This is a genomic window from Nocardioides agariphilus, from assembly GCF_015352445.1.
Lineage (GTDB): Bacteria > Actinomycetota > Actinomycetes > Propionibacteriales > Nocardioidaceae > Nocardioides > Nocardioides agariphilus.
In genome coordinates this window covers 18,434-44,117 of sequence record NZ_JADKPO010000004.1, presented here as the reverse complement: position 1 = coordinate 44,117, position 25,684 = coordinate 18,434, and the positions used below count along the sequence as shown (strand labels likewise).

At 70.4% G+C, this 25,684-nt stretch carries 26 protein-coding genes; 7 read left to right on the top strand and 19 right to left on the bottom strand.

What is annotated here, in order from left to right:
- Positions 1-43: 43 nt before the first annotated feature.
- On the bottom strand, positions 44-2,488 hold the full coding sequence (locus ISU10_RS04220; protein WP_194695124.1) for a GNAT family N-acetyltransferase: 2,445 nt from the start codon (positions 2,486-2,488) through the stop codon (positions 44-46).
- Positions 2,489-2,589: 101 nt separating this feature from the next.
- On the opposite strand from ISU10_RS04220, the gene ISU10_RS24030 reads away from it, so the two are divergent.
- From ISU10_RS24030 to ISU10_RS04205, 3 genes are read left to right on the top strand one after another with little or no spacing between them, the layout of a single operon-like run.
- Positions 2,590-2,949 carry a lipopolysaccharide assembly protein LapA domain-containing protein gene (locus ISU10_RS24030; protein ID WP_370864722.1) on the top strand — a complete coding sequence of 120 codons (360 nt, stop codon included), beginning with the start codon at positions 2,590-2,592 and terminating at the stop codon, positions 2,947-2,949.
- Positions 2,946-3,404, top strand: a complete 459-nt coding sequence (locus ISU10_RS04210) for a PGPGW domain-containing protein (protein WP_194695123.1) — start codon at positions 2,946-2,948, stop codon at positions 3,402-3,404. Before ISU10_RS24030 ends, ISU10_RS04210 begins: the two co-directional genes overlap by 4 nt.
- Complete coding sequence (locus ISU10_RS04205; protein WP_194695122.1) at positions 3,401-4,057, top strand: SDR family NAD(P)-dependent oxidoreductase; 657 nt, start codon at positions 3,401-3,403, stop codon at positions 4,055-4,057. The genes ISU10_RS04210 and ISU10_RS04205 overlap by 4 nt, the downstream gene beginning before the upstream one ends.
- Here the strand turns inward: ISU10_RS04205 and ISU10_RS04200 are convergent.
- The 3 genes from ISU10_RS04200 to ISU10_RS04190 all read right to left on the bottom strand — a co-directional run bounded on the left by ISU10_RS04200 (position 4,045) and on the right by ISU10_RS04190 (position 5,630).
- The gene (locus ISU10_RS04200) at positions 4,045-4,524 is read right to left on the bottom strand and encodes a hypothetical protein (protein WP_194695121.1); all 480 of its coding nucleotides are present in this window, start codon (positions 4,522-4,524) and stop codon (positions 4,045-4,047) included. The genes ISU10_RS04205 and ISU10_RS04200 overlap by 13 nt on opposite strands.
- Positions 4,525-4,593: 69 nt before the next feature.
- Positions 4,594-4,977 carry an ArsR/SmtB family transcription factor gene (locus ISU10_RS04195; RefSeq protein WP_194695260.1) on the bottom strand — a complete coding sequence of 128 codons (384 nt, stop codon included), beginning with the start codon at positions 4,975-4,977 and terminating at the stop codon, positions 4,594-4,596.
- Positions 4,974-5,630, bottom strand: coding sequence for an SRPBCC family protein (locus tag ISU10_RS04190; RefSeq protein ID WP_194695120.1), 657 nt, complete (start codon positions 5,628-5,630; stop codon positions 4,974-4,976). The genes ISU10_RS04195 and ISU10_RS04190 overlap by 4 nt, the downstream gene beginning before the upstream one ends.
- A gap of 227 nt (positions 5,631-5,857) precedes the next feature.
- Here ISU10_RS04190 and ISU10_RS04185 point away from each other — a divergent pair, with 227 nt between their 5' ends.
- Complete coding sequence (locus tag ISU10_RS04185; protein WP_194695119.1) at positions 5,858-7,162, top strand: TolB-like translocation protein; 1,305 nt, start codon at positions 5,858-5,860, stop codon at positions 7,160-7,162.
- A gap of 85 nt (positions 7,163-7,247) precedes the next feature.
- Here the strand turns inward: ISU10_RS04185 and ISU10_RS04180 are convergent, their stop codons facing one another.
- From ISU10_RS04180 to ISU10_RS04155, 6 genes are all read right to left on the bottom strand, one after another.
- Positions 7,248-8,879, bottom strand: coding sequence for a copper resistance CopC/CopD family protein (locus ISU10_RS04180; RefSeq protein ID WP_194695118.1), 1,632 nt, complete (start codon positions 8,877-8,879; stop codon positions 7,248-7,250).
- Entirely contained in the window at positions 8,876-9,550 is a 675-nt protein-coding gene (locus ISU10_RS04175) for a YcnI family copper-binding membrane protein (RefSeq protein WP_194695117.1), read from the bottom strand. The genes ISU10_RS04180 and ISU10_RS04175 overlap by 4 nt, the downstream gene beginning before the upstream one ends.
- Before the next feature lie 57 nt (positions 9,551-9,607).
- Positions 9,608-10,126, bottom strand: coding sequence for a hypothetical protein (locus ISU10_RS04170; protein ID WP_194695116.1), 519 nt, complete (start codon positions 10,124-10,126; stop codon positions 9,608-9,610).
- A gap of 21 nt (positions 10,127-10,147) precedes the next feature.
- A complete protein-coding gene (locus ISU10_RS04165) occupies positions 10,148-10,387 on the bottom strand; it encodes a hypothetical protein (protein WP_194695115.1) in 240 nt (79 codons plus the stop codon).
- Positions 10,388-10,398: 11 nt separating this feature from the next.
- Positions 10,399-10,845, bottom strand: a complete 447-nt coding sequence (locus ISU10_RS04160; protein WP_194695114.1) for a hypothetical protein — start codon at positions 10,843-10,845, stop codon at positions 10,399-10,401.
- 116 nt (positions 10,846-10,961) lie between these two features.
- Positions 10,962-11,942 (bottom strand): NAD-dependent epimerase/dehydratase family protein, encoded by a 981-nt coding sequence (locus tag ISU10_RS04155; protein WP_194695113.1) that lies wholly within the window; start codon positions 11,940-11,942, stop codon positions 10,962-10,964.
- A gap of 142 nt (positions 11,943-12,084) precedes the next feature.
- On the opposite strand from ISU10_RS04155, the gene ISU10_RS04150 reads away from it, so the two are divergent.
- From ISU10_RS04150 to ISU10_RS04140, 3 genes are all read left to right on the top strand, one after another.
- Entirely contained in the window at positions 12,085-12,495 is a 411-nt protein-coding gene (locus ISU10_RS04150) for a hypothetical protein (protein WP_194695112.1), read from the top strand.
- A 185-nt stretch (positions 12,496-12,680) separates the two neighbouring features.
- Positions 12,681-13,619, top strand: a complete 939-nt coding sequence (locus ISU10_RS04145) for a PASTA domain-containing protein (protein ID WP_194695111.1) — start codon at positions 12,681-12,683, stop codon at positions 13,617-13,619.
- Positions 13,620-13,735: 116 nt separating this feature from the next.
- On the top strand, positions 13,736-14,872 hold the full coding sequence (locus ISU10_RS04140; RefSeq protein WP_194695110.1) for an RDD family protein: 1,137 nt from the start codon (positions 13,736-13,738) through the stop codon (positions 14,870-14,872).
- A gap of 112 nt (positions 14,873-14,984) precedes the next feature.
- Here ISU10_RS04140 and ISU10_RS04135 read toward each other — a convergent pair whose 3' ends face one another.
- From ISU10_RS04135 to ISU10_RS24325, 9 genes are all read right to left on the bottom strand, one after another.
- Positions 14,985-15,821, bottom strand: a complete 837-nt coding sequence (locus ISU10_RS04135; protein WP_194695109.1) for an SCO6745 family protein — start codon at positions 15,819-15,821, stop codon at positions 14,985-14,987.
- Positions 15,822-16,323: 502 nt separating this feature from the next.
- Complete coding sequence (locus tag ISU10_RS04130; protein WP_194695108.1) at positions 16,324-17,016, bottom strand: response regulator; 693 nt, start codon at positions 17,014-17,016, stop codon at positions 16,324-16,326.
- Positions 17,013-19,550, bottom strand: coding sequence for a DUF4118 domain-containing protein (locus tag ISU10_RS04125; RefSeq protein WP_370864757.1), 2,538 nt, complete (start codon positions 19,548-19,550; stop codon positions 17,013-17,015). The genes ISU10_RS04130 and ISU10_RS04125 overlap by 4 nt, the downstream gene beginning before the upstream one ends.
- Before the next feature lie 31 nt (positions 19,551-19,581).
- The gene (gene kdpC, locus ISU10_RS04120) at positions 19,582-20,163 is read right to left on the bottom strand and encodes a potassium-transporting ATPase subunit KdpC (protein ID WP_194695106.1); all 582 of its coding nucleotides are present in this window, start codon (positions 20,161-20,163) and stop codon (positions 19,582-19,584) included.
- An 89-nt stretch (positions 20,164-20,252) separates the two neighbouring features.
- Complete coding sequence (gene kdpB, locus ISU10_RS04115) at positions 20,253-22,304, bottom strand: potassium-transporting ATPase subunit KdpB (protein WP_194695105.1); 2,052 nt, start codon at positions 22,302-22,304, stop codon at positions 20,253-20,255.
- Positions 22,304-23,965: a potassium-transporting ATPase subunit KdpA gene (kdpA, locus tag ISU10_RS04110; protein ID WP_194695104.1), complete on the bottom strand. Its 1,662-nt coding sequence runs from the start codon at positions 23,963-23,965 to the stop codon at positions 22,304-22,306. Before kdpA ends, kdpB begins: the two co-directional genes overlap by 1 nt.
- A gap of 1 nt (position 23,966) precedes the next feature.
- Positions 23,967-24,056, bottom strand: coding sequence for a K(+)-transporting ATPase subunit F (gene kdpF / locus ISU10_RS04105; protein WP_194695103.1), 90 nt, complete (start codon positions 24,054-24,056; stop codon positions 23,967-23,969).
- A gap of 158 nt (positions 24,057-24,214) precedes the next feature.
- Positions 24,215-24,886 carry a Type 1 glutamine amidotransferase-like domain-containing protein gene (locus tag ISU10_RS04100; protein ID WP_194695102.1) on the bottom strand — a complete coding sequence of 224 codons (672 nt, stop codon included), beginning with the start codon at positions 24,884-24,886 and terminating at the stop codon, positions 24,215-24,217.
- Positions 24,887-24,973: 87 nt separating this feature from the next.
- Positions 24,974-25,474 carry a hypothetical protein gene (locus tag ISU10_RS24325; RefSeq protein WP_442417785.1) on the bottom strand — a complete coding sequence of 167 codons (501 nt, stop codon included), beginning with the start codon at positions 25,472-25,474 and terminating at the stop codon, positions 24,974-24,976.
- Between the last annotated feature and the right edge of the window lie 210 nt (positions 25,475-25,684).

The following is a 25,684-nucleotide window of genomic DNA, read 5'->3' as shown; positions in this document are numbered from 1 at the left end:
TGTCTGAAGTCACTTGGGACAGCACGAACGTCACGGACGGCGATCATGACGGCCGCAATCTCCGCGGGAACCCGGTGTCGGCTGACTCGGCGGGGGAGAGCAGGGCGGTCACAGCGAGGCAGGGCGCGCCGTCGGGGCGGGCGAGGACGGGGTCAAGGGAGAGGTGGGCGAGCTGGGGTACGTCGGCAGCCAGCCGGCCCACCGCCACCAGCAGTCGCTCGAGGGCCTCGACGTCGACGCGCTCGTGACCGCGGACCCCGTCGAGCAGTGGCCAGATGCGCAGGGTGCGCAGGGCCCGGGCCGCGTCGGACGGGGCGATCGGCGCGAGCAGGTGAACCTCGTCCTGCAGCATGTCGCCAGCCCGCCCGCTGACTCCGATGCGCACCAGCGCCCCGTAGGCGTCGTCTCGGAACGCCTCGACCGCCAGTTCCACACCGCCTTCGGCGTGGGCGGTCTCGATGTCGTACGGCGACAGCAGTGGCCCGGCATCCGGGCCGGTCAGCAAGGCGGGGCTACCGCCTCCTTCGGCCAGGCGCTTGGTAGCCCACGTGCGGGCATCGCTCGCGCGGGCGGTGTCAACCGGCGCCTGGTCCTCCGAGGACACCCTGCGCCAGGCGGCGTAGCGCGTCGCGCGGGCCAGCGCTATGACGGCGACCAGCGGCGTGCGGAAGACCGTGAGCCCCGGCATGGCCTGGTCGGGAGCCGCGTCGGAGGCGACCACGACGACCGGCTTGGCCGCCACGAGAGCGGCCTCGGCCACAGCGGTGCGCAGGGCGACCGGATCGGCCAAGGTCGTCGGCACCAGAGCGACGACGGCCGCGTCGACCTCACCCGAACCGAGGAGCGCGCCGACCACGGAGCGCAGCGCGTCAGGGTCGACGGAGGCTCCGACATCGACAGGGTTGGCCGCTGCCACCAGCGGCGCGAGCTGCTCCAAGGAGGACTGCGCCTGGTCGGACAGGCGTGGCACCGAGAGGCCCTCGCCCTCGGCCATGCCGGAGACGAGCAGGCCCATGCCGCCGGCGTTGCTGACCACCGCGACCCGGAAGCCCTCGGGGAGCGGCTGCTGGGTGAGCACGGCTGCCGCCTCGGCGATGTCGGCAGCGCCGCGACACGAGATGACACCGGCCTGGGCGAACAAGGCGGGGACGCCGACGCTGCCTCCCGGAGTAGTCCCGCCGACGACGGCCAGCAGCGGCTTGCGTTCGGCGAAGCGCCGCGCGGTTCGGGCGAACTTCACGGCGTTGCCGAAGGACTCGAGGTAGAGCGCCGCCACCGTCACCCGCTCGTCGTCTCCCCACGCCGCCAGCAGATCGTTGCTCGAGACGTCCAGCTTGGCCCCGAGGGAGACGAACGAGTGCACGCCGACCCCCTGGCCGCGAGCCAGGTCGAGCACCGTGAACCCGACGCCGCCCGACTGGGTCGCCACCGCCAGCCCGCCGGCTACCGGCAGGGTCCGCGCGAACGACGCGTTCAGGGTGCCGACGGCTCCCAGGCTGAGCACGCCCTGGGAGTTGGGCCCCACCAGGCGCACGCTGTGGGCCCTGGCCATCGCAACCAGGTCGCGACCCACAGGCTCACCGTCACCGGTGACGCCGGACGAGACGACGACCGCGGCGCCCACGCCGGCCGCGCACGCGTCGGCCACCACGTCGTGCACCTCGCGGGGCGGCACCACGACGACTGCGAGGTCGACGGGCTCGGGGATCGCGGCGATCGTGGCGTACGCCGGGAGGCCCGCGATCACGTGCCCCTCCTCGACCGCAGCCGGGTGGACCACGCACAGTCGGCCGGAGTAGTCGCCAGCGGCGATCGCGTCGAGCACCGCGCGGCCGATGCCACCGGCGGCCCGCCGTACGCCCACCACCGCGACGCTCTCGGGTGCGAGCAGTGGGCGCAGCGAACGCGCCTCGGAGCGCCACTCGCGTCGGTCGGAGGCGTCGAGCGCCGCGGCGCTCACGTCGGTGCGCAGCTCGACCGACACCTCGCCGTGCTCCGCGCGGCGTGAGACCGCGAAGCCAGCGCCGCGGAAGACACGCAGCATCCCGTAGTTGTCGGCCAGCACGTCGGCGTCGAAGCGGTTCAGCCCATGGGTACGGCCAACCGCCGCGAGGTGCTCGAGCAGAAGGCTGCCCAGGCCCCTGCCGCGGTCCTGGTCGGAGACCAGGAAGGCGACCTCGGCCTGCTCGGCCGACAAGACCTCGGCCGTGGCCAGTCCGGCCAGCCGTCCCCGCACCAGCGCGACCAGAGCGAACTGGTCGGTGTGCGCCGGGTCGAACAACCGGTCGACGTACCGGCGGCCGGCCTCCCTGCTGGCGGTGAAGAACCGGAGGCGCAAGGTGTCCTCCGACACGTGCTCGTGCAGGTCGAGCACCGCTTCGCGGTCCTCAGGACGCAGCGAGCGGATCACCGCGATGGAGCCGTCGGCGAGCAGGACGTCGGAGGGCCCCACGACCCACTCGTTGGGTGAGGCCTGCGACGTGGGCACGGGCCCATCCTGCCGTTCTCGTCGGTCCTGGTGCGAGGGTCGTCGCCACGGCCTGTCGTCGGGGTGAGCCATCGGTGCGGGCCGCCGCCTAGGCTGGCCCGGTGTCGACTGAGCAGCCGCTGCCTCCCGAGGAGGCGTCACCGTCCGATCCCGCCGCGCCGGACCCGGTGACGCACCAGGATCATCCGGTCCGGCGGGCGAGCCGTGACGACGACCCGCTGCGGCGCTCTCGCACCAGCGTGCTGTGGTTGGCGACGATCGGCCTCGGCGTCGTACTCGTCCTCCTGGTGGTGCTGATCCTCCAGAACACCCAGCAGGTGACCGTCTCCTTCCTCTGGTGGGAGGGCACCCCACCGCTGGCCGCGGCGCTGCTCATCGCGGCCGCGGGAGGCATCGCCATCACGGCGATCGCTGGCTCGCTGCGCATCATCCAGCTGCGGCGACGGGTCAAGCGTCGATGAGCCGCACCAGGGCCGTTGCCAAGCACAGCAAACGGGTGCTGCTCGAGGTCATCGGATGGACCCTGGTGGTGGCGGGCATCGCAGCGCTGGTGCTGCCCGGTCCAGGTCTGCTCGCCATCTTTGCCGGCCTGGTGATCCTGTCGCAGCAGTACGAATGGGCCGAGCGCCGCGTGGAGCCGGTGAAGAAGAGGGCTCTCGAGGGCGCTTCCGACAGCGTGCAGACCTGGCCGCGCATCGTGATCGCCAACCTGTGCGCTCTGGCGATCGTGGGCTTCGGAGTGTTGTGGCTGCTGCAGCCTGACTCGCCGGGCTGGTGGCCGGTCGACGACAAGTGGTGGCTGTTCGGCGGCTGGGCGCCAGGCATCACGCTGGTGTTGTCGGGACTTTTCGCGATCGCGATGATCGCCTACAGCTACCGGCGCTTCCGCGGCGCTCCCTACGAGGAGGACTCGTGACCCGACCCGTCGCCGTGATCATCGCCGCCGGACCGGGCGTGAGTGGCTCGCTGGCGCGACGGATGGCGCGAGAGGGCTACGACCTGGCCCTGGTCGGTCACCAGGAGGAGGCGCTCGTCGAGCTGGGCGGTCAGCTCGAGAAGCTCGGTGCCACCGTCAGCCACGCCGTTGCCGACGTGACCGACGCCGCGGTCGCCACTGCTGCCGTGCGCGGACTGGCGCACGGCCATGGCCGCGTCGACTGGCTCCACTTCAACCCGAGCGCCTTCAGGCACAAGGACCCGCTGTCGCTGACCTCCGCCGAGCTGCTCGATGACGTCGGCCTCGGCGTCGGCGCGCTGCTCACCGCACTTCAAGCAGTGCATCCACTCCTGCAGCCGGGTGCGCGGGTGACCGCGACCGGCAGCATGGCCGCGGACAGCCCGTGGAACGAAGCGGCCTCCCTGGGTGTGCAGAAGGCCGGCCTGCGCAACCTGATCCGCAGTATCGACACCACTCTCGAGCCACAGGGCATCAGGGCCGTGTCGTTGACGGTGCGGGGCACGCTGGGCAAGGAGGGGCCCTTCACCCCCGACCGGGTGGCCGATGCCATCTGGGCGGCCGCCCACCAGGACGAGTCCGAGTGGCGCACCGAGGTGCCCTACACCGGCTGAGGTTTTGGTCGAGCAGGCGCCGGTGCCTGGGCGAAGGCTCCTGCGAGCAGGGCCGCGCCGAGCGCGAGGAGATCGAGGTCACCCGCGACCGCCGCGAACCCCGCAAGCGCCAGGGCCGGCTCGAGCCAGCTCACCTGACGGGCCGCGGCGAGTGCGGCCAAGGTGCCCACCACACCCAGCACGAACACGGCGAAGCCGCCGGGCGTGCCGAGCGCCACGCCCAGCACACCGAGGGCAGCTCCCACAACAGCCACGGTGACGATCCGGCGGTGCGCGGCCACGCGGCGTACGCCGGCAGCCACCGCGACGAACGCCAGGAGCGCGCCGCCGAACGCGAGGTGGGCCAGCGCCGTCCACGGCTGGTCCCCCAGGTCGCCGTGGCGACCGTCAGCCCAGCGCATCAGGGCAGCGGCCAGGAGGAGTCCGGGTCCGGTGAGGCGGGCGACGAGCGTGGGGGAGCGGTGCATGCTTCCACGGTGCGTCGCACAGCCGGCGTACCGAAGGGGGATGACCCCGGAGTCGACCCTGAACCGGCGTCACGACGTCATGCGTTGTGCCCGCGCTGGTGACCGACTCGCCTCACGTCTGCTCGTACGCCGCCCACGCGCCACCTCCGTCGCCAGGGCGTCCAGGGGCTGGGCGAACTCGACCAGCGGGTCGGCGACAGCGGCCAGCCACGCCTGAGCGGCGGCGAGCCCGGGGCTGGCGATCCCGTAGAGCCGCCGGGTGCCTTCCGCGCGCACCGTGACCAGCCCCGCATCGCGCAGCACCTTGAGGTGCTGGGAGACCGCCGGCTGCGAGATGCGTACGTCGGCTCGCAGGGCCGCCACCAGCGCACCGACCGTCGACTCACCCTCGGAGAGAAGCTCGAGGACGCGCCGCCGCGTCGGGTCGCCGAGCGCCTCGAAGATGCCGCTCAACCCGGCAGCTCGTCGTCCGGAGCCGGGGGCACGGTCGTGTAGGCGTCGAAGACGGCGCTCGCGGCGCTGTCGGCCGCGTCGCGGGAGTCGCCGTCGGCCACGGCGGCATCGGCCCATCCAGCGGCGGCGACCTCGAGGTAGGCCCGGCCGTCCTGCGAGAGGTTCCAACCAGCCTTCACCTCGGGATCGACGTCCTCGCCGGAGTCCAGATGCATGCCGATCCCGACCAGTCCCAGGTCCCAACCGAGCCCGACGGCCCCGGGTCCGAACTGCTCCCACATCTGCGGATCGACCGCCGCGGTGTGCACGAGCTCGAGGGTCGTGCCGCCGTCGCCGGGAGTCAGCGAGACGGTCAGCCAGGAGACCATGCCGCCGAACTCCCAGGTCACCGAGAACGCCTCCGGCGCTGCGCAGCGCTCGATGGTGCCGCCCGCGTTGCCCTGCAGCTGGTAGCTGCCGCCCTCGACCAGGTCGCCCTCGATGGGAAGGAACCATCGGGGGATCCGCTCGGGGTTGGTCAGGCAGTCCCACAGGTCGTCGCGGTCGGTCGGGTAGGTGCGCCGGGCCACCGCGGTCCGGACCTGCCGGCCGTCGCGCTCGCTGGTGCGGACCTCGCGGGTCACCAGGCTCGCGGACTCGATGGGGTCGAACATGCCTGTCCTTTCATAAGTGAAAACTTATGAACCACTCAACCAGTGAAGGGCCCCCGACGCAACGGCGACCGTCGGGTCGGCCGTCTCGATCGCGCCGATCGGGTGCGGGTGAAAAGAGGGCGACACGGATTCCAACCTCGGGCCCGGCCTCTGCGTCTTGACGGTGTGACCAGCGATGGTCACCCTCTTTCCGCCCGTCACGCCGACACTTACCAAGGAGAACCGCCATGACCCGCCTTCGGGAGAACTTCGCCTCGCACCGACGGTCCTACGCCGTCATCGCCGGTCTCGCCGTTGCAGCTCTCCCGCTGCAGTCGGCGTACGCCGCCCTCGCGCCAGCCCACAACGAGCAGGTCGCGCTGGTCAACGGCAGCGACAAGCAGCTGTCCAACAAGAGCCACATCAACGGCACCGCGGCAGTGGCGAGCGCCGACGGAAGGTACGTCGTGTTCTCGACCGACGCCGCCCTCGTGCCGGCCGACAAGAACGGCGTCGACGACGTCTACCGTCGCGACACCGTCAACGGCACCACGTTGCTGGTCAGCCAGCGGGGCGGGAAGGCCGGCAACGACTACAGCTTCGAGCCGACGATCTCCTCCAACGGCCGTCGGGTGGCATTCACCACGTGGGCAACCAACCTGGCCAAGGACACCAACGGCTCCACGCTCGACGTCCTCGTCAAGGACCTCCGGACCGGCGCCATCCGCCGGGTGTCGGTCAAGTCCAACGAGCAGCAGACGGGCCGCAACAGCTTCTCGCCGGTCATCTCCGGCAACGGCCGTTTCGTGTCCTTCCAGACCTTCGGCAGCTTCTCGGCCAAGGACCAGGACGCCAAGGAGGACGTCTACGTGCGCGACCTGCTCAACGGCACCACCAAGCAGGCTTCCTTGGCGCCCGGCACCAACAAGGACATCCCCGGCTCCATGCTCAACGGTGACATCAGCGACGACGGCACGAAGGTCGTGTTCGGCCGCAACACCAAGCTGTGGGTGCGCGACATGGCTGCGGGCAGGACCACCCTGTTCCACTCCGAGCCGGCCTCGGCGCCCTGCCAGTCCTTCCCGACCGGCAGCTCCGGGCGCCCGGTGATCTCCGGCAACGGCCGGTACGTCGCGTTCTCGTCGTGCGCCGCCTCGCTCCCGGGTGAGACGGGCGCGTTCGTCGACATCTACCGCAAGGACCTGACCACCGGCGAGATCGTCGCGGTCCACGGGCAGGGCAACGGCCACTCCTTCCTGCCGAGCCTCTCGCGCAGCGGCCGGTACGTCGGCTTCGGCTCCGAGGCCTCCGACCTGGTCGTGGGTGACGACGAGGGCCAGACCGACGCGTTCGTCGCGGACATGGTCGCCGGCACCGTGGTCCGTGCCTCGCAGAACGCCGGCGGGGTCGGTGCCAACAACGTCAGCGCCTCGACCGCTGCCGCCATCAGCGCCGACGGCCAGTCGCTGGTCTACACGTCCTACGCCGACAACCTGGTCCCCGGCGACCGCTTCGACGAAGAGGAGACCTTCGTCTGGCGGGCCGCTTCCTGACCGGCCTCCTTCGGGTCGTGTGCCTGACGCGGCGCTGTAGCGCTGCCTCAGGCACACGACCCGTTGGTGCGTGGGCGGTCCGCGGCTAGCCGACCTGGAAGTCGAGGCTGGCGACCGGGTTCTCGAACTCGCCCAACCGCAGTGAGACCTGCACCTGCCACAGCCCCTTGCTCGGCACGACGACCCGACCTTCGAAGGTTCCGGACCCGGTGGGTGCGAGAGGTACGTCGCCGCCCAGGTTCGCGCTGGTGATCCGCACTCGCGGCGGCTCGGTCGCGGGGGCCGCGTCGCCGGTGGCATCACGCAGCCGAATCGTCACGGTGTTCATCCCGGTGACGCCGGGGGAGAGGGTGACGAACACCTCGAGGTCGCCGAGCTCGGACCGGGCGGTCTGCGCAGCCGCGGACGCTGCCAGACTCTCGCGGGGCGGGCTCTTCTGGACCAAGAACCCGGTGACGAGGAGTACGCCGACGAGCGCGACCGCCTCGGCGCTCGCCGTACGCGTCACGCTGCGGCCCGCGCCCAGCCGGTCGTGGAACCCTCTCGCGCCCTCCAGGAGGGGGAGCAACCGGAAGCGGTTGTAGCCCGCCAGCGCGGCCGCGGTGGCGGCGACGGCGACCTTGACCAGCAGCAGCTGCCCGTAGCCGCTGTGGACCAGCCCGGACCACGAGCCGACGATGCGCCAGGCCAGGAAGGCTCCTGACAGCACCAGGGCGGCGAGCACCGTTGCGGCGGTCGTCGAGAAGCGACTCACGAGCGCCGCTGCGAGCTCTCGTCGACCGGCCAGGCCCGGCAGGACGATGGCGAGTCCGACGAGGCCCCCGAGCCACACCGAGCCCGCCACCAGGTGCATGCCGTCGACGGCCATCACCAAGGCGGCATCGCTCTCGGCGCGGGTGTGGCCCGAGAACGGCAGAGGAGACAGGGCGAGCAGGCCGACGACAGCGGGTAGCTGACGCGGGCGCACCTGGCGTCGCTGGGTCGGGAGCAGCCAGGCCGCCGCGAGGACCGCCGCAGCGGTCACGAGCGGCAACGCGACTTCTCCGGCGGGCAACGCTCTCCACGTGGCGGCCTCGGTCAGGCTGCCGCCGCCGCGTAGGTAGCGCGCCGTCAACGGCAGCCCGACCAGCCAGGCAACGGCTGCCGCGACTGCGGCTGCCTGCGCGGCGCCTCGAAGTCGCCGCTGCGCCCGGTCGAGCTTGTCGAGCCCAGCGGGCGCCAGCATCGCGACGAACCAGACGAGGCCCACGGCCATCAGCAACCCGGCGTACGCCGGCCACCTGGTGAGGCTCAGTGCGAGAGGTACGTCGTCGCCGCCATCGACATCGGGCGCCTGCACCGTGGGACTCGGCGCTCCGATCGCGAACGTCAGCGTGCCAGAGATCGGGTGCCCGTCGGCCGACACCACCCGCCAGGCGACCACGATGCTCCCGTTGCCCACTGCTTCGTCGAGGCTGACGAGCAGCTCCTTGTCGCGGGTGCGGGAGGAGGACGCGATCGGCTCACCCTCGGCGTCGAAGACGGCGACGCCGTCGGGCACGCCGCGCACGGGCTCGTTGAAGCTGAGCCTCACGACGTCCGGCGCCTGCGCCAGCACGGCCCCTTCGTCGGGATCGGTGTCGATCAGCTCGGCGTGCGCCGACGCCGGCACTGCGGTCGCGAGGACCAGGATCGTCGCGATGGCGACGAGCCCGCACCAACGACGGACCAGTCTCACGGACGTCGGCGCGCCTGGACGAGGGCGAAGCCACCCAGCAGCACGCCCAGCACGCCGGCGCCCAACCCCCACGCGCCGAGGTCGTGGCCTTCACCCGAGTCGTCCTCGGCCTCCTCCGAACCGTGGTGGTCGACCTCGGCCCCGGTGATCGTCACCGACGGCGCGGGCAGCCCGAGGTCGTCCTCGCTCTGCCCGTCGGCAGGAACCTCGATCCATGCCGCCTCGCCTTCCTCGCAGGTCTGGATGGTGGGGAAGACCAGCGTGCTGCCCTCCTCGTCGGGCAGCTGCAACGACAGCTCGAAGGCGTCGCGGTAGCCGTCCGGAAGCGGCGCCTTGGCGGTGTAGGTCACGGTCGCGACGCGTTCGGTGATCTCGTTTCCGTGGGCATCGGTCACAGGCGGGTCGAGCTTCTCGACCTCCTTGTCGACGTCCCACAGGGCATTGCGCGTCGGCGTCACCGCAGTGATCGCCTCGGGGATCTGCACGGTGAGCCGGGTGGTCGGCGAGCCCTCGCAGCCGTGGGGCACGCTCAAGGTGAGGACCGTGAACGCCCCTGCCGTCGTGGACGAGGCCGAGATCGTGACATGTGCGCTGGCAGGTGCGGCGAGGGCCAGGGTGGCGCCGAGCGCGAGAGGTACGGCGCCCAGGCGCGCCAGGGTACGTCGAGACATGCGGGGTCCTTGAGGTTCGGATGGTCGGGTCGCTGGTGGAGGAGGGACGACGTCGCCTCACACCGCCAGCGGCGGCGCCCGACCGGGGTCGCCCACCAGCCAGACCTTCGTGCTCGCGGCCCACCCGGCCGAAGGTGCCGGGGGCGCGCTGGGTCGAGGAGCGACGTGGACCGACGCGGCCAGCTGCAGCACGACCTCGACCACCCAGCGGCGTACCCACCAGACAACTGCGGTCAGCACCGCGCAGACTCCGTGGGCTGCGAGCATCCGGGGCGACAGGTCGATGGCCTGGTGGGTGTGATGGCTCGCGTGCCCCGAAGACGCGAGCGAGGCGAAGAGCGCGTGCAGCCCGAGCTGGCTCGCGACGAGCACCGGCGCCAGCAGCCACGGCCGGGCCTGGTTGCGGAGTACGACCGCTGTCGCCCCGGCCACCAGGCCGGCGAGGCCGACCAGCCACGGGATGTCAGGGAGTGCGCCACCAGCGATCGTGTGTGCCACGACTGTCAGTGCCCACACCTCGACCGACGCGCGGGCCGTATGGCCTGCGGTCAGGGAAGGTCTGGCAGGCCCGGGCACGGCGTCATTATCACCGAGTCGTCACGAGCGACCGAGACATCTCTTGAGCAGCGGTCTGGCGACGTACTGCGTCGAGATGAAGGCCACCACGAGGAGTACCAAGCAGACCTGGTCGATCTCGCCGATGAAGAGACAGGCGTAGACCACGACGAACACCGAGGCGATCACGAAGACGGCGGCCTTCGGACCGAACCTCACGAACGTGTAGTCGTTGACGAAGCCGAGGAGGAGTCCGGCGACCACGAAGGCAGGCAGCGACACGGTCGTCCCCCTCAACAGGCTCGGGAGCCGAGAGAGAAGCGTCCGGTGAGGCCCAGTGGCACGAACGCATTGAGACAGCGACCCTTGGCCACGAGGGTCGAGGAGTACCACGTGAGGATTCCGCACGCTGCCGCCAGCACTCTGAAGACCGGGTGGGAGAAGAGACTCAGGACGGCGCTGCACAGTCCCGCGTTGATCGAGATGGCCAGCGTCTCGCGCTTGGTGAACTTGATCTCCCAACCACCCTTGAGCCATTTCCAGTCCGCGTTGGCGTTGGCCACCTGGACCCACGACGGAACGCTGGAGACTCGCACGACCTCCGGGCCTGGGGCCGTGGTCGCGGGCTTCGCAGCGTCTGGCGTCGCGCCACGTTGCTCTGCGGCGAATGCCGGAGAGCAGGTAAGGACGGCCAGGACGGCCAGGAGGGCCGTGACGGCCACGAGGGATCGCTTGAACAAGATGGGGCCTTTCCCGAGAGTGTCAGCCGACGAGCCGCTGAGCTCGACGACCGGAAACCTCTCAGTTGGCGACCCTCGGATCAACCGCCTCTTGCAAGCCTGTGGACAGCCGCGAGTCAGGCCGTCTGGCCAGCTAGCGCCAGCAGTTCCTGCTCGCGCTCAGCTGCCAGCCCGACCCCGTCCCGCACGGCCTGGTCGGGATGAGCCAGTGCCCAGGCCAGGGTGTCGCGGACGGTCTCCTCGAAGGCCCGGTGCGTGAGCCCCGAGGCCTCGGCTCGTGCCGTGCTCATCGCGAGCAGCTGGTCGGGCACGCCTTCGGACCAGAGCGGCAGGTCGGCGCCGTCGATGCCCTGCTCGGTCAGGAAGGCACCGTCCACCGAGACGAGCTCCACGTCGCGACCCACGACGTCGACGGTGTCAGCCACGAACCTCCCGAACGTGGTCGCCGGCCGAGCGGCGGTGAACACACCGGCGATGCGGTCCTCTGCCAGCCGGACAGTCCACGCACCCATGTCGCGGGCGTCGATGCACTGCATCGGCGCATCTGCGGGGCCGGGCAGGATCATCCGTCCGCCGCGGGCCGCCCGCAGCACCCACCACGGGTAGCGAGTGGTCAGGTCGCGCGGCCCCACGACGTACGTCGGGCGGACGATCGTCAGTCCGGTGTCGGCCCACCTTTCGCGGGCGACGCGCTCGCACGCCACCTTCAGCGGGCCGTAGGTCTGGTTGGTGACCTCGTTGGTGCCGGGTGCGGGCTCGGGCAGGAGCGGAGCATCCTCGTCGGCGCCCGGGGCGTCCTGATCGGCGTACACCGAGACGGTCGAGACGAACACGTGGTGCCCGCCACGGTCGCCGAGCGCGTCGTGGATGGTCGCCACCTGCTCCGGGACGTAGGCACATACGTCGATGGTGGCGTCCCATCGACCGTCGGCGAGAACGGCAAGGTCCCCGTCGCGGTTGGCGAGCAGGTGGGTGGCGCCAGGCAGCTCGTCGGTCGCCGTGCGGTGCAGCAACGTCACGTCGTGACCTGCCCCGAGGGCCGACTCGGCCATCGCGTAGCCGACGAACCGGGTGCCACCGATGATCAGGATCCTCACCCTGCCGAGCCTAGAGCCAAGGGGCCAAGGGCCCGAGGACACGGGACCCACGTCGCGTGCACTCCGGACTTGCGACCGTGACGCGGCGATGTCGCATCGATCCATGCTGTGAGGAGAGGCCGGACGCGAGGGAGGTACCGGCATGACACCACGATGGGCCGGCGCCTGGTCACTGTTCTGGCCTGGACTCGCCGCAGCGAGCCTTTCGCCCACCTGGGCGGGTGCTCATCCTGCGGGCTCGGTTCCGGACCAACCCCCGCCGTACGAACGCGTGCCCGGGGCCTGCGCGCGCACCCTCGCCCTTGCTCGGCACCCATCGTTCACGTCGGTCCTGGCCGCGCGCCTCGTGCGAGAGCTGACCTGGGAGGAGCTGCTCGAGATCTGGGAGACCACGACCCGGCTCGTCGGCCGTTCGGCGAACCTTCACCACGTCCTCTCCTACCTCAGGCTGAGGGCGGCGATCCTCGACGAGCTCGAGCGCCGGCAGCCGCGACGCTTCGAGCGGTGGTACGCCGGGCAGTGGGCCTCGCTGGCCGGCGGGCGCAGGGCCTGAGGCAGGACGAACCGCGACCCACGGGAGCGGCTGATGGCGTTGGCAGGCAGCACCGTGTCCCGCTGAACCTGGCCGATCGGCCATTTCTGCGGGCGGGGCGATGGTTTCCTCGTCGTTCCCCGGACACGGCGCCGACCGCGACCTACGGTCCGCACAGGCCACACATCTCGACCACGGGGAACTTCATGACCGTCCCGACGCAGCTGCCGCCTCCCGGCTGGTACGACGACCCGCGCAACCCGAGCTTCATCCGCTACTGGGACGGCGCCCGGTGGTCGACCCAACCCGCACCCAAGCCCGTCGGGTGGGGCCAGCCGCCGGCTGCTGCGATGGCCGGTGTCCCTGCTGGCCCGCGCCCGGGCAAGCCCTGGTGGAGGCGGTGGTGGGTCCTGACAGCTGCCGCGCTGCTCGTCTTGGCCCTCCTCGTGCCCGACGGTGATGACCCGTCGGCGGAGACCGCCCCCAACGACTCCACGCCGGGCAGTGACACCACCGACTCCACGCCCCGGGCTGACGACGAGTCGCAGGCGCCGAAGCCTCGCAAGGCCGAGGTCCCGCGAGTGGTCGGCCTGGGCGGCGACGAGGCGCAACAGGCGCTCGCGGCCGTCGGTCTGGTGGCGTTCGTCGCACGCGAGGTCCCGTCCCCGCGACCCGCGGGCACCGTGCTTCGCCAGCTCCGCAACGCAGGTGCGACCCTCCGTGAGGGAACCTCCGTCGGCCTGGTCGTCGCCGTGCCGTATCCGAAGGTCCCAGGAACTGCGGGCATGACCCAAGCCGTCGCGACCAAGCGCCTGCGTGCCGCGGGCTTCGAGGTGCAGGTGACCAAGGAAGTGGTGACCTCAGGACGTGATGGCGTAGTTCTGCGAGAGTCGCCCACCGGGGCCCATCGGGCCAAGCCCCACTCCGTCGTCACGCTGGTCGTCACCTCCGTGGTCCGGCCGGTTGCCCCACCGGCGCCGTCGAACTGCACCCCCGGATACACGCCGTGCCTCGCGCCCGCCTACGACTACGACTGTGTGGGCGGATCCGGCGACGGCCCGAAGTACACCGGGTTCGTCCACGTCTCCGGCTCCGACCCCTATGACCTCGACCGTGACGGCGACGGGCTGGCCTGCGAGAGCTGAGCAGGCCACCGTCATGGACTGCCATCGCGTTGTTGCCGGGAGCGCAAAAGGGCACTGTCAATCCCGATGACTCTTCGGCCGCGCGCGAGTAGCGTCTCGCCCACGGAGGAGTCGAGATGGCCGATGTCTCGCACCACGAAGACTCACGCCCAGGCGCGCAGGTGGCAGCGCCACATGGCGGTCGACTCGTCGCGTTCGGCATCGACCTGGTCGTCGTCCTGCTCGTGGGCCTGGTCGTCGGGGGAGGCTGGTTCCGGATCCTCTGCGTCTTCGTCGCCTACCACACCGCCCTGGTCTGGCTGACTGGACAGACGATCGGGAAGGCGATCGCCAACCTCGAGGTCCGCCGCATCGACGGTCGTGCGTTCGAGCGGACGGCGATGGGTCTGGCGTGGACTCTGGGTCGGTCCAGCATCGGCTACCTCCTCGTGGACATGCTGGGCCTCGGCGTGCTCGTCGCCCTGCCCCGGCGCAACACCGAGCGTCGCTGCCTGCACGACATGGTGTTCGGCAGCCGCGTCGTCCTGCGCGGGGAGACCGAGTGGGCACTGCCCAAGATGCGCAAGCGTCTGTCGGACTTCGCCACCCGGCGCGAGGACGCTTCGCGTGCTGTGGGAGAAGCCCAGGAGGCACCTCGACGCCTGAACACCCTGTGGCAGTGGATGGTCACGGGCGCACTCGGCCTGGAGAAGATCCTCGACGGCCTGCAGCAACTCCTCACCCAGGTCTCGTCGTGGTTCGGTGGTGCTGGGCAGGCCCACGCCGGCGCCGCGAGCCTGTCGACGAAGACTGCTGCCGCAGTGGCGGCCGGCTCCGGTGCTGTCACGGTGGCGACGGTGACGGTGATCGCGGTCGCCGCCAGTGGCCCGGCTGCTGTCGACCCGTCGGAGGTGACTCCGGTGGGCACCTGGGGCGTCGTGGACACGAACCGCGTCATCGTCGTGACAGCAACCGGTGCGGAGGCGTCGTACGTCGGGAGGAACGCCAACGACTACCAGCAGCCCCTGGGGTGCGCCTTCAAGGCCGACGAGATCAGATGGCAATTCCATGGGGACTTCCCCGGCGACATCGACTTCGACGGCATCGTCTATCCCGGCTCGTCCGCCGCAGGCAGCGATGCCTGCGTCATGCAGACTCCCGCGATCTTCCGCCTCTACTTCAATGGCAGCGAGGATCCTGCCGACCAGACCTTGCAGGTGTGCCCTGGCGTGGAGCTGGTGGTCGACGACTGCGAGCACTACACGCGTCGCTAGCCGAGCAGCCCGGTGACCTCGGCAAGGAACTCAGGGCTGCCGGTGACCACGACGACCGGCCCCGGCCCCACCCGGCAGGACGATCTCCTCGATGCCGTCGCCGCGCAGTTGGCTACTGCGACCCTGTGGCCGAGAGAGCTCGGGAGAGGGGCGTGAGCACCGCGATCAGCTCGTCGAGCTCGTGCCGTTCGAGCCCGTCGTACGGCGCCTGCGCCAAGGTGTCGGTCAGTGACTCGATCCTGCCCTTGGTGGCGCGCCCAGCCTCGGTGAGGTGACCGGTCTCATCGAGAAGTCCACGGCTGCGCAGTCCGTCCATGACCTCTGCCAGGCGCGGCTTGGGGAGGTGATGGATCCGGCCGAAGGTCTCGGCCGGGTAGATGTCCATGTCGAGCGCACTGAGCACGTGGGACTCGGTTCCGCCGATGCCCTCGGCGATGAGAGCGACGATGTGGCCGTCACCCCGGTGTTCGCGCAGCATGTTGGCCGCGTGCCAGAGCCGAGTCATCGGATCCTCGGGCATCGGGAGCGAGCGCAGGGCGGCGTACATCACCCGCCCTTCGGTGGGCGCACTGGTCGAGGCCTTCGCGAGGAGCTCGGCGGCTCGCGCCAGCCCGGGTGTGCCGATGAAGTCGGCCAGGATCCTGCGCAGTGCCTGCACGCAGCCCTCCTGGCGCGCAGCGTGTGCGGCCTCGGGCGTGGTCACCTCCCAGACCCTCGGGATGTGGCGGGCCGCCTCGCCGTCGGCGAAGTTGTAGAAGGCCGCGTGGACGACCTCGGCCGGCACCAGTCCGAGGGGGGCCGAACGTCCTGCGAAGTAGCCGTCCCAGTAGTTGTCGCGGAGCCCGAGTGCCGTCATCGACTCGTTGGGTTCGTCCGAGAAGAAGTTGACCAGCGAGATCGGCTCGGTGAGCTCGAAGAGAAGGCGGGCGACGGGCTCCGAGTGCGGCATGTGGGTCATCTCCTGTGGTCGTGACGGCGCTGCTGGTGAGCGGCCTACGTCAGTACTACGAAGAGGTCGACCCGCATCCGACACGAAGCTCGGCGCGCCGCCCATCATTGCCGGCGACATTGCTGGCGACGCCCCAGATGTCGGCAACAGCAGCGAACCAGGACACGAAAAAGCCCCGCCACACTGGGGGGTCGTGGCGGGGCGGTGAGGTTCTTGGGGGGGGGTATAGAGCCTCGAGACAGACCATAGACGCGCGCACACATCGTCCGTGGCGAAGTTGCCGCGATTTGCCTGTGCTGGCTAGTCCACTAGTCCGGTCAGACGCCTGGTCCCATCGCTGGCTTCCTGCGGTGCAGTGCCGCCTACGCTTCGGCCCGGGGCGCCTTGCGCTGACGCGGCCACGCTGGGGGGCGGTGGCCGCCTCCGGCGTCTCGCCTGGTCCTCACACCGGCGAGACGCCGCCCCATCACACGCTGCGATGAGCATCCTGATGCGCCGCTGCCTACCTGCCCGGCTCGTACCGGTACCCCATGCCGGGCTCGTTGAGCAGATGTCGAGGCCGAGCGGGGTCGGCTTCGAGCTTCTTGCGCAGCTGCGCCATGTAGAGGCGCAGGTTGCCCTGTGCCGTCTCGTAGCCCGGGCCCCATACCTCCTGCAAGAGCTGGCGCTGGCTGAGCAGCTTGCCCGGGTTGCGCACGAGCACCTCCAGCAGGTGCCACTCCGTCGGGGTGAGGCGGATGTCCTGGTCACCTCTGCGGACCCGATGGTCGGCGAGATCCACGATGACCTCGCCCATGGTGACGATCGGCTGGTCCTCGGGGGACGGGTTGCGGCGCGCCATCGCGCGCAGCCGGGCCAGCAGCTCGTCGATGCCGAAGGGCTTGGTCACGTAGTCGTCGGCGCCCGCGTCGAGGGCCTCTACCTTGTCGGCGCTGTCGGAGCGACCGGACAGGACAAGGATCGGTACGGCGGTCCAGGCGCGCAGTCCCACGACCACCTCGACGCCGTCGATGTCGGGTAGGCCGAGGTCGAGGACGACGATGTCCGGTGGGTGCTCGGCGGCGGCGTCGAGGGCGGCGCGTCCGGTCGCCGCGGTGGAGACGTCGTACCCCCGCGCGCGCAGGTTGATGCCGAGCGTCCGCACCAGCTGTGGCTCGTCGTCGACCAGGAGCACCTTGGTCGCGGTCCGGCTCATGACCTGCCTCCAGGGACAGCGGCGGCCTGTCGTTCGCGCAGGCCGGGGGCGCCCATCGTCTGGTCGTCGCCGACCGGCAGTGCGACCACCATGGTGAGGCCACCGCCGGGCGTCTCTTCGGGTTCCAACGTGCCGCCCATGGCCTCGGTGAGCCCACGAGCGAGTGCCAGGCCGAGGCCCACCCCCGTCGTGTTGTCGGTGTCGCCCAGTCGCTGGAACGGCCGGAAGACGGCTTCCCACTCGGAGGTCGGGATGCCTGGACCGCGATCCACGACCCGGACCTCGACGCGGTTCTCCAGCCGGCTGGCCGTGACGTGTGGCGGGGCGTCCGCGGGGGAGTAGCGCAGGGCATTGGCCAGCAGGTTGACGATGACGCGTTCGAGCAGACCGGGATCCGACAGGACCGGAGGCAGGTCCTCGGGAACGTCTGCCCTCACGTGCAGCGCGTCGTCGCCCAGGTCGTCCAGGCTGCGGGCCACCAGCTCGTCGACGGACGTGGGCTGCACGCTGACGGTGAGCGCGCCGGCCTGGAGGCGACTCATGTCGAGCAGGTTGTCGACCAGCTTGGCCAGGCGGTCGAGGGACTCGTCGGCGGCGATGAGGAGCTCGTGCCGGTCCTGGGGGCTGAGCATGCCCTCGCTGCCCACCAGGAGGCTCGACACCGCGGCCTTGGCGGCGGCCAACGGCGTGCGCAGGTCGTGTCCGACGGCGGCGAGCAGCGCCGTACGCATCTGGTTGGCCGCCACGAGAGGAGCGGCCTCGGCCGCCGCCGCGGCGAGCCTGATCCGGTCGACGACGACGCCGACCTGGGCCGCGAACGCGCCGACCAGACGCTGGTCCTCGGCCTCGAGCAGGCGGCCCTTGAGCGCCAGCACGAGGTCCCGCCCGGCGGGTACGTCGGTCTCCGCCTCGCCGGGTGCGGCGCAGGCCGGCCCGGCATGGGCAAGCACGGTCCACTCCCCATCGGCCTTCTGGAGCACGGTCGCCGACGCCAGGGCGAAGGTCTCGCGAACGCGCTCGAGCATCGAGGTCAGGGCCTCCTCGCCGCCCAGCACGCTGCCCGCCAGGTTGGCCAGCGTGCGCGCCTCGGCGGCGGCCCTCGAAGCCTCGCGCGTGCGTCGCGCCGCCATGTCGACCACGGAGCTGACCAGGATGCCGACCACGATGAAGACCAGGAGGCCCAGGGTGTTGTTGGTGTCGCGGATGGTCAGCGTGTGCAGGGGAGGTGTGAAGAAGTAGTTGAGCAGCAGCGACCCCAGCACAGCGGCGACCATGGCCGGTGCCAGGCCGCCCACGATCGCGACGACCACGGTGGCCAGAAGGAACAGCAGCATGTCGCTGACCAGGTTCAGCTCCGGACCGGCGGGCACGAGGACCGCCGTCAGCAGCGGCAGCAGCACCACCGCGAGCGCGAAGCCCTGGCGTCGTCGTCGCCGAGACAGGCTGCCGCGTCCGCGGGGGAGCGTCGGCATGAGGCCGGCGTGCTGGTGGTTGACCACGTGCACGTCGATGTCGCCCGACTGACGGATCACCTCGCCGGCCGTGCCCCTCGACAGAGCCCGCGCCAGGAGCGGGCGTCTACTGTCGCCGAGCACGAGCTGGGTCGCATTCTCCGCGCGGGCAAAGCTGAGCAGCGCTTCGGGCACATCGTCGCCGAGCACCTGGTGGTAGGTGCCGCCGAGGGACTCCACGAGCTGGCGCTGACGTGCCAGGGCTCCCTGGCTGGCGCCGGCCAGCCCGTCGGACCGGGCGACGTGCACGGCCAGCAGGTCGCCGCCGCTGGACCGGGTCGCGACGCGCGCGGCCCTGCGGATCAGGGTCTCGCCCTCCGGGCCTCCGGTGAGTGCCACGACCACGCGCTCGCGGGTCTCCCAGGTGGAGGTGATGTCGTGCTGCTCGCGGTAGAGCTGGAGGGCCTCGTCGACACGGTCCGCCGTCCACAGCAAGGCGATCTCGCGCAGCGCAGTGAGGTTTCCGGCCCGGAAGTAGTTGGAGAGGGCGGCGTCGATCTTCTCCGGCGGATAGACGTTGCCGTGGGCCAGCCTCCGGCGGAGCGCCTCGGCCGTCATGTCCTCGAGCTCGATCTGGTCCGCCGCGCGGACCACGGCGTCGGGCACCGTCTCGCGCTGGGGGACCCCGGTGATCTTCTCGACGACGTCGTTGACCGACTCGAGGTGCTGGACGTTGACGGTCGTGATGACGTCGATCCCTGCGACCAGGAGCTCCTCGATGTCCTGCCAGCGCTTGGCGTTGCGCGAGCCGGGCACGTTGGTGTGCGCCATCTCGTCGACCAGCGCCACGCTGGGTCGCCGAGCGAGGACCGCGTCGAGGTCCATCTCCTCGAACTCCGCTCCGCGGTAGCTCACCGTCCGGCGCGGGACGATCTCCAGACCCTCCAGCAGCTCGGCGGTGTGCTGCCGGCCGTGGGTCTCGACGAAGCCCACCACGATGTCGGTGCCGCGCTCGGCGCGGCGGTGCGCCTCGCCGAGCATCGCGAAGGTCTTGCCCACGCCGGGGGCAGCACCGAGGTACACCCGGAGCCGTCCTCGCCTGCCCGCCATGGGATCAGTCTTGCGCGTCCAGCGCGAGGTTCAGCTCGAGGACGTTCACCCGCGGCTCGCCGAGGAAGCCGAAGCTGCGACCGGTGGTGTGCTGCTCGACCAGCCGCCGTACGACGTCCTCGCCGATGCCGCGCTCGCGAGCCACCCGGGCGACCTGCTGCGCGGCGTACTGCGGGCTGATGTGCGGGTCGAGTCCCGAGCCGCTGGCCGTCAGGGCGTCCGGGGCGACGGCGGCCGGTGACGTGCCGTCGAGCTCAGCGGCGTCGGCTCGGCGCTCGGCGATGAGCTGGAGCAGGTCGGGCGACTCGGGTCCGAGGTTGGAGGCCGAGGAGGCCAGCGGGTCGTAGCCGTCGCCGGCGGCGGACGGCCTGCTCTGGAAGTACGCCGGGTCGCCGGTGAAGGACTGGCCGATCAGGGCAGAGCCGACGACTGTCCCGTCCTGCTCGAGCAGTGACCCGTCGGCGCGGCCCGGGACGACGGACTGCGCGAAGCCGGTCAGGACCAGGGGATAGGCCAGGCCCACCAGGACGGTCATCACGACCAGCATGCGCAGGCCCGCCCAGAGCTGGGCGGCGGTGGCGTTCATGGTGCTTCTCCTGCCTTTCAGCCGATGACTCAGCCGATGACTCAGCCGATGACTCAGCCGATGACTCAGCCGATGACTCAGCCGATGACTCAGCCGATGCCGGGGATCTGGGAGACCAGCAGGTCGAGGATCTTGATGCCGACGAAGGGGGCCAGGATGCCGCCGAGCCCGTAGACGGCGAGGTTGCGACGCAGCATCTGCGAGGTCGACGAGGGCCGGTAGCGAACGCCGCGCAGGGCCAGAGGGACCAACGCCAAGATGATCAGCGCGTTGAAGATGACGGCGGCGAGGATGGCCGACTCCGGGCTGCTGAGCCGCATCACGTTGAGCTTGTCGAGTCCGACGTACACCCCGCCGAACATGGCGGGGATGATCGCGAAGTACTTGGCCACGTCGTTGGCGATGGAGAACGTCGTCAAGGCGCCGCGGGTGATCAGCAGCTGCTTGCCGATCTCCACGATCTCGATGAGCTTGGTGGGGTTGCTGTCGAGGTCGACCATGTTGCCGGCCTCCTTGGCCGACGAGGTGCCGCTGTTCATGGCCACGCCGACGTCCGCCTGGGCGAGCGCCGGGGCGTCGTTGGTGCCGTCACCGGTCATCGCGACCAGCCGGCCGCCCTCCTGCTCCTTGCGGATCAGCGCCATCTTGTCCTCTGGGGTGGCCTCGGCGAGGAAGTCGTCGACGCCCGCCTCCTCCGCGATCGCGCGCGCCGTGAGCGGGTTGTCGCCGGTGATCATCACGGTGCGGATGCCCATGCGGCGCATCTCGTCGAAGCGCTCGCGCATGCCGAGCTTGACGACGTCCTTGAGGTGCACGACGCCCAGGGCGCGAGCGCTGCCGTCGACCCGCTCGGCCACGACCAGTGGGGTGCCGCCGCTGGCTGCGATCGCGTCCACGGTCTGCCCGACCTCGCCGGTCGGGTGACCGCCGTTGTCGCGCACCCACTTCATCACCGCAGACGCGGCACCCTTGCGGATCTGCCGGTCGCCCGGCGCGTCGTGCAGGTCGACCCCGGACATGCGGGTCTCGGCGGTGAACGGGACGAACGACATGCGGCCCAGCTCACCCTCGCTCCGTTCGCGCAGGCCGTAGCCGCGCTTGGTGAGCACGACGATCGAGCGTCCCTCGGGCGTCTTGTCGGCCAGGCTGGACAGCTGGGCGGCGTCGGCCAGCTGCTCGGGTGCCTCGCCGCCGACTGGGATCAGCTCGTGGGCCTGGCGGTTGCCCAGCGTGATGGTGCCGGTCTTGTCGAGGAGCAGGGTGTTGACGTCACCGGCCGCCTCGACCGCCCGCCCCGACATGGCCAGCACGTTGTGCTGCACGAGGCGGTCCATGCCGGCGATGCCGATGGCCGACAGCAGCGCGCCGATCGTCGTGGGGATCAGGCAGACCAGCAAGGCGACCAGCACGACCACGGACTGCTCGGCGCCGGCGTACACCGCGAACGGCTGCAGCGTCGCGGTGGCCACGAGGAAGATGATCGTCAGACTCGCCAGGAGGATGTTGAGGGCGATCTCGTTGGGTGTCTTCTGGCGGCTGGCTCCCTCGACGAGCGCGATCATCCGGTCGATGAAGCTCTCGCCTGGCCGTGCGGTGATCTGGACCACGATCCGGTCGGAGAGCACCTTGGTGCCGCCGGTCACCGACGACCGGTCGCCACCGGACTCCCTGATGACGGGCGCGGACTCGCCGGTGATGGCCGACTCGTCGACGCTGGCGACACCTTCGACGACGTCGCCGTCACCGGGGATGACCTCACCCGCCACGACCACGACGCGGTCGCCGACCTTGAGCTGCGGGGCCGGCACCTCGCTGCCGTCGACGAGGCGGGCGACGGTCTCGGTCGTGGCCCGGCGCAGCGTCGCGGCCTGGGCCTTGCCACGACCCTCGGCCACGGCCTCGGCGAGGTTGGCGAAGACCACCGTCAGCCAGAGCCAGACGACCACGACCCAGGCGAAGGTGCTGGGATCGGTCACCACCGTGACCGTGGAGAGGAGGGCGCCGATCTCGACCACGAACATCACCGGGTTGCGCCACATCTGCCGCGGGTCGAGCTTGCGCACTGCGTCAGGTAGCGAGGTGAGCAGCATCCGGGGGTCGAGCAGGCCCGCGGCGACCTTGGTGGGAGAAGGGGTGGCCATCACAGGCCTTCCGCGAGAGGACCGAGGGACAGGACGGGGAAGAAGGTCAGGCCGGCAACGATCACGGTCACGCCGATGAGCAGACCGACGAACAGCGGGGTGTGCGTCGCGAGCGTGCCGGGGGTGCGGGGCACGGACTGTTGGCGGGCGAGACTGCCTGCGAGAGCCAGCACCAAGACGATGGGCACGAAGCGGCCGACGAGCATGGCCAGTCCCAGCGCGGTGTCGTAGAAGGTCGTATTGGCCGAGAGGCCGGCGAAGGCGGATCCGTTGTTGTTGCCGGCCGAGGTGAACGCGTAGAGCACCTCGGACAGACCGTGCGGCGTGCCACCGCTCAGCATCGAGGCCCTGGTGGACGCGAACGACATGGCGACCGCCGTGCCGATCAGGACCACCAGCGGCATGGTGAGCACGTTGAGCGACACCAGCTTCATCTCGCGGCTGGTGATCTTCTTGCCGAGGTACTCCGGTGTGCGTCCGACCATCAGGCCGGCCACGAAGACGGCCAGGATCGCCAGGATCAGCATCCCGTACAGGCCGGAGCCGACCCCGCCGGGAGCCACCTCACCCAGACCCATGTTGAGGATGAGCAGCCCGCCCCCGACCCCGCTGAACGACGAGTGGAACGAGTCGACCGCACCCGCCGACGTACCTGTCGTCGACACGGCGAACAGCGTGGAGGCCCACTCGCCGAAGCGGGTCTCCTTGCCCTCCATCGCGGCGCCTGCGGCCTGCAGCGCGGAGCCCTTGAGGTTCACCTCGAGCGCCGTGACGGCCACGACCAGGCTCGCCCAGATCGCGCCCATCGCCGCGAGGAGCGCGTATCCCTGGCGCCGGTCGCCGACCAGGATGCCGAACGTGCGCGTGAAGCTGACGGGGACGAGCAGGAGCAGGAAGTTCTCGACGAAATTGGACAACGGGTTGGGGCTCTCGAACGGATGGGCCGAGTTGGTGTTGTAGAAGCCGCCGCCGTTGGTGCCGATCTCCTTGATCGCCTCCTGCGAGGCCACTGGTCCGCCCGGGATGGTCTGGTGACCGCCGACCAGGGTCGTGACGTCGGTGCCTGAGGAGAAGTTCTGCACCGCCCCCATGAGGATCAGGGCCACAGCGGCGACGACCGAGAGCGGCAGCAGGATGCGGACGACGGAGCGGGTCAGGTCCACCCAGAGGTTGCCGACCCTGTCGGTCGACGAGCGCGTGAACCCGCGGACCAGGGCCACGGCAACGGCGATGCCAACAGCGGCCGAGGCGAAGTTCTGTACGGCGAGCCCGGCCATCTGCGTGAGGTGCCCCATGGTGGTCTCGCCGGAGTAGGCCTGCCAGTTGGTGTTGGTGACGAACGACGCGGCCGTGTTGAAGGCGAGGGCAGGTTCGACGCCGGTAAGGCCGACCGACAGCGGCAGGCCTCCCTGCACCCGTTGCAGGACGTAGAGGCCAGCCACGCTGGCGAGGGAGAAGGCCAGGACCGAGACGGCGTACACCGTCCACCGCTGGTCGGCCCGTGGGTCCACGCCCACGAGGCGGTAGACCAGACGCTCGACGCGTAGGTCGTGCTCACTCGACAAGGCACGCGCCATGTGGGCGCCCAGCGGCCGGTAGCACAACGCGAGCGCTGCGATCAGCGCACCGACCTGGAGGAGGCCGGCCGAGGTGTCGGACATGTCAGAACCGTTCCGGGAAGAGGAGGGCCGCGATCAGGTAGCCCAGCAGCAAGATGCTGAGGACCAGCCCGGTCCACTGCTCGCCGCTCACAGCTTCTCCAGCCCTTTGACGAGGACGTACGACAGCGCGAAGAACACGACGGTGATCGCGAGGTACAGGAGGTCGGACAGGTTCACGAGTCCATGGAACAGCCGGGAAAGCCGCTCAACGGCGGCCCTAACGCTCTCCTAACGCCGCCCTGACGAGTCCTAACGCGACTGCGGCGAGAGCAGCTTCCAGTGACCTTCGGAGACCACCTCGACCGTGCCGTCGGTCACCTTGATGGCGGTCTGATCGTCCAGGACGTACGCCGGGTGGCCGACGCCGGTCGCCCAGCGCTCCGCCTCGGCCATGGTGTTGGTCGGGAAGACGTCCAGGTGCGGAAAGATCGTGAAGTCCACCAGCCCGAGGGTTCTGTCGTCCGGCGCCGAGGGCCAGTTCACGAAGTCATCGCCGATCCGCGGGGTCATCACCATGCTGCCGGCGCTGACGCCCACCCAGACCGTGTCGGGCAGCGAGGGCAGGAGGTCGGCCAAACCGGACTCGCGCATCCAATGGCACAGGTACGTCGCGTCGCCGCCGTCGACCAGCAGCACGTCAGCCTCCCGAACCCAAGGGATCCAGCGCTCCGAACCGATCGTGGGCAACGCGCTCAACTCGAGCATGCCCAGCGACTTCCACTCCATGGAGGTCATGCCACCCCACGGGGGCAGGCCGCTGACGAAGCCCCGGGCAGACACCGGCCCGCACATCGGGTGTCCCCACTGCGCCGTCGGGATGCAGAGCGCGCTCGACTCGCCGACCGGCTTGCCCAGCAGGTCGACCAGCGCATCGCGGATGCTGGTGTTCGTGATGCCGCCGGACGTGAGGAGAAGCTTCAAGACGCCTCCAAGATCGAGTGCCACTGGATATGGCCTGCAGACCGCGGGCGACTGCGAAGCTCATCGGAGTTGAACAGGAAAGACTGTCTACAGCAGGCGCTCGCTCAGTATCGAGCGCACCCGGGGCCACTCGACGCCGGGCCCCAGCGATGAGATTTCAGCACTCGGCCGGTCTGAGTTGGTCCAGGAGCAGTCGCCCAGCAGATCAAGGCTGGCCGCATCGCGCGCAAGTGGACGGCGGCCGAGCTGGCCGAGCGCATCGGCGTCGACCGCCGCACTGTCGCCGCGATCGAAGCGGGGGACCCGGGCGTTTCGCTCGGCAATGCGTTCAACGCTGCCGACACCCTCAGGGTCCCGCTGTTCGGCGCTGAGGACCGCGCCGAGCTTGCGCGTCTGCGTCGAGAGGGACGAGACCGCCTGGCGCTGCTGCCCACTCGGGTGGACAAGCCGAGGAAGAGGACAGAGCCCGACGATGACTTCTGACCCGTACCGGGCACGAGTCTTCGTCTGGACGTGGCTGCTCGATGAATCGGCACCCGTGATCGCCGGAGCAGTTGACCGCGTGGGCGCCGATCGTCTGGACTTCACCTACGCGCGGTCCTACCTCGAGAACGAGAAGCCGATCAGCCTCTACGCACCTGAACTCCCGATGCGGCGCGCGTCAGCCATGCGGACGATCCTCTCAGGCGTTCACGGAATGGGCGCGTCGACAGGTCTCAGGGTACTGATGGTGGCGCTGTGGCCGACGCACGCAGCGGTCGATCGCGCTATGTTCCGTCGGACCCAGACGCAAGACTC

Bases quoted from the DNA above. Each gene is read 5' to 3' on its own strand.
- kdpB (WP_194695105.1), bottom strand. From the start codon at position 22,304: ATGGCCACCCCTTCTCCCACCAAGGTCGCCGCGGGCCTGCTCGACCCC.
- ISU10_RS04210 (WP_194695123.1), top strand. From the start codon at position 2,946: ATGAGCCGCACCAGGGCCGTTGCCAAGCACAGCAAACGGGTGCTGCTC.
- ISU10_RS04135 (WP_194695109.1), bottom strand. From the start codon at position 15,821: ATGCCGCACTCGGAGCCCGTCGCCCGCCTTCTCTTCGAGCTCACCGAG.
- ISU10_RS04150 (WP_194695112.1), top strand. From the start codon at position 12,085: ATGACACCACGATGGGCCGGCGCCTGGTCACTGTTCTGGCCTGGACTC.
- ISU10_RS04145 (WP_194695111.1), top strand. From the start codon at position 12,681: ATGACCGTCCCGACGCAGCTGCCGCCTCCCGGCTGGTACGACGACCCG.
- ISU10_RS04200 (WP_194695121.1), bottom strand. From the start codon at position 4,524: ATGCACCGCTCCCCCACGCTCGTCGCCCGCCTCACCGGACCCGGACTC.
- ISU10_RS04130 (WP_194695108.1), bottom strand. From the start codon at position 17,016: ATGAGCCGGACCGCGACCAAGGTGCTCCTGGTCGACGACGAGCCACAG.
- ISU10_RS04140 (WP_194695110.1), top strand. From the start codon at position 13,736: ATGGCCGATGTCTCGCACCACGAAGACTCACGCCCAGGCGCGCAGGTG.
- ISU10_RS04175 (WP_194695117.1), bottom strand. From the start codon at position 9,550: ATGTCTCGACGTACCCTGGCGCGCCTGGGCGCCGTACCTCTCGCGCTC.
- ISU10_RS04185 (WP_194695119.1), top strand. From the start codon at position 5,858: ATGACCCGCCTTCGGGAGAACTTCGCCTCGCACCGACGGTCCTACGCC.
- kdpC (WP_194695106.1), bottom strand. From the start codon at position 20,163: ATGAACGCCACCGCCGCCCAGCTCTGGGCGGGCCTGCGCATGCTGGTC.
- ISU10_RS04190 (WP_194695120.1), bottom strand. From the start codon at position 5,630: ATGTTCGACCCCATCGAGTCCGCGAGCCTGGTGACCCGCGAGGTCCGC.
- kdpA (WP_194695104.1), bottom strand. From the start codon at position 23,965: ATGTCCGACACCTCGGCCGGCCTCCTCCAGGTCGGTGCGCTGATCGCA.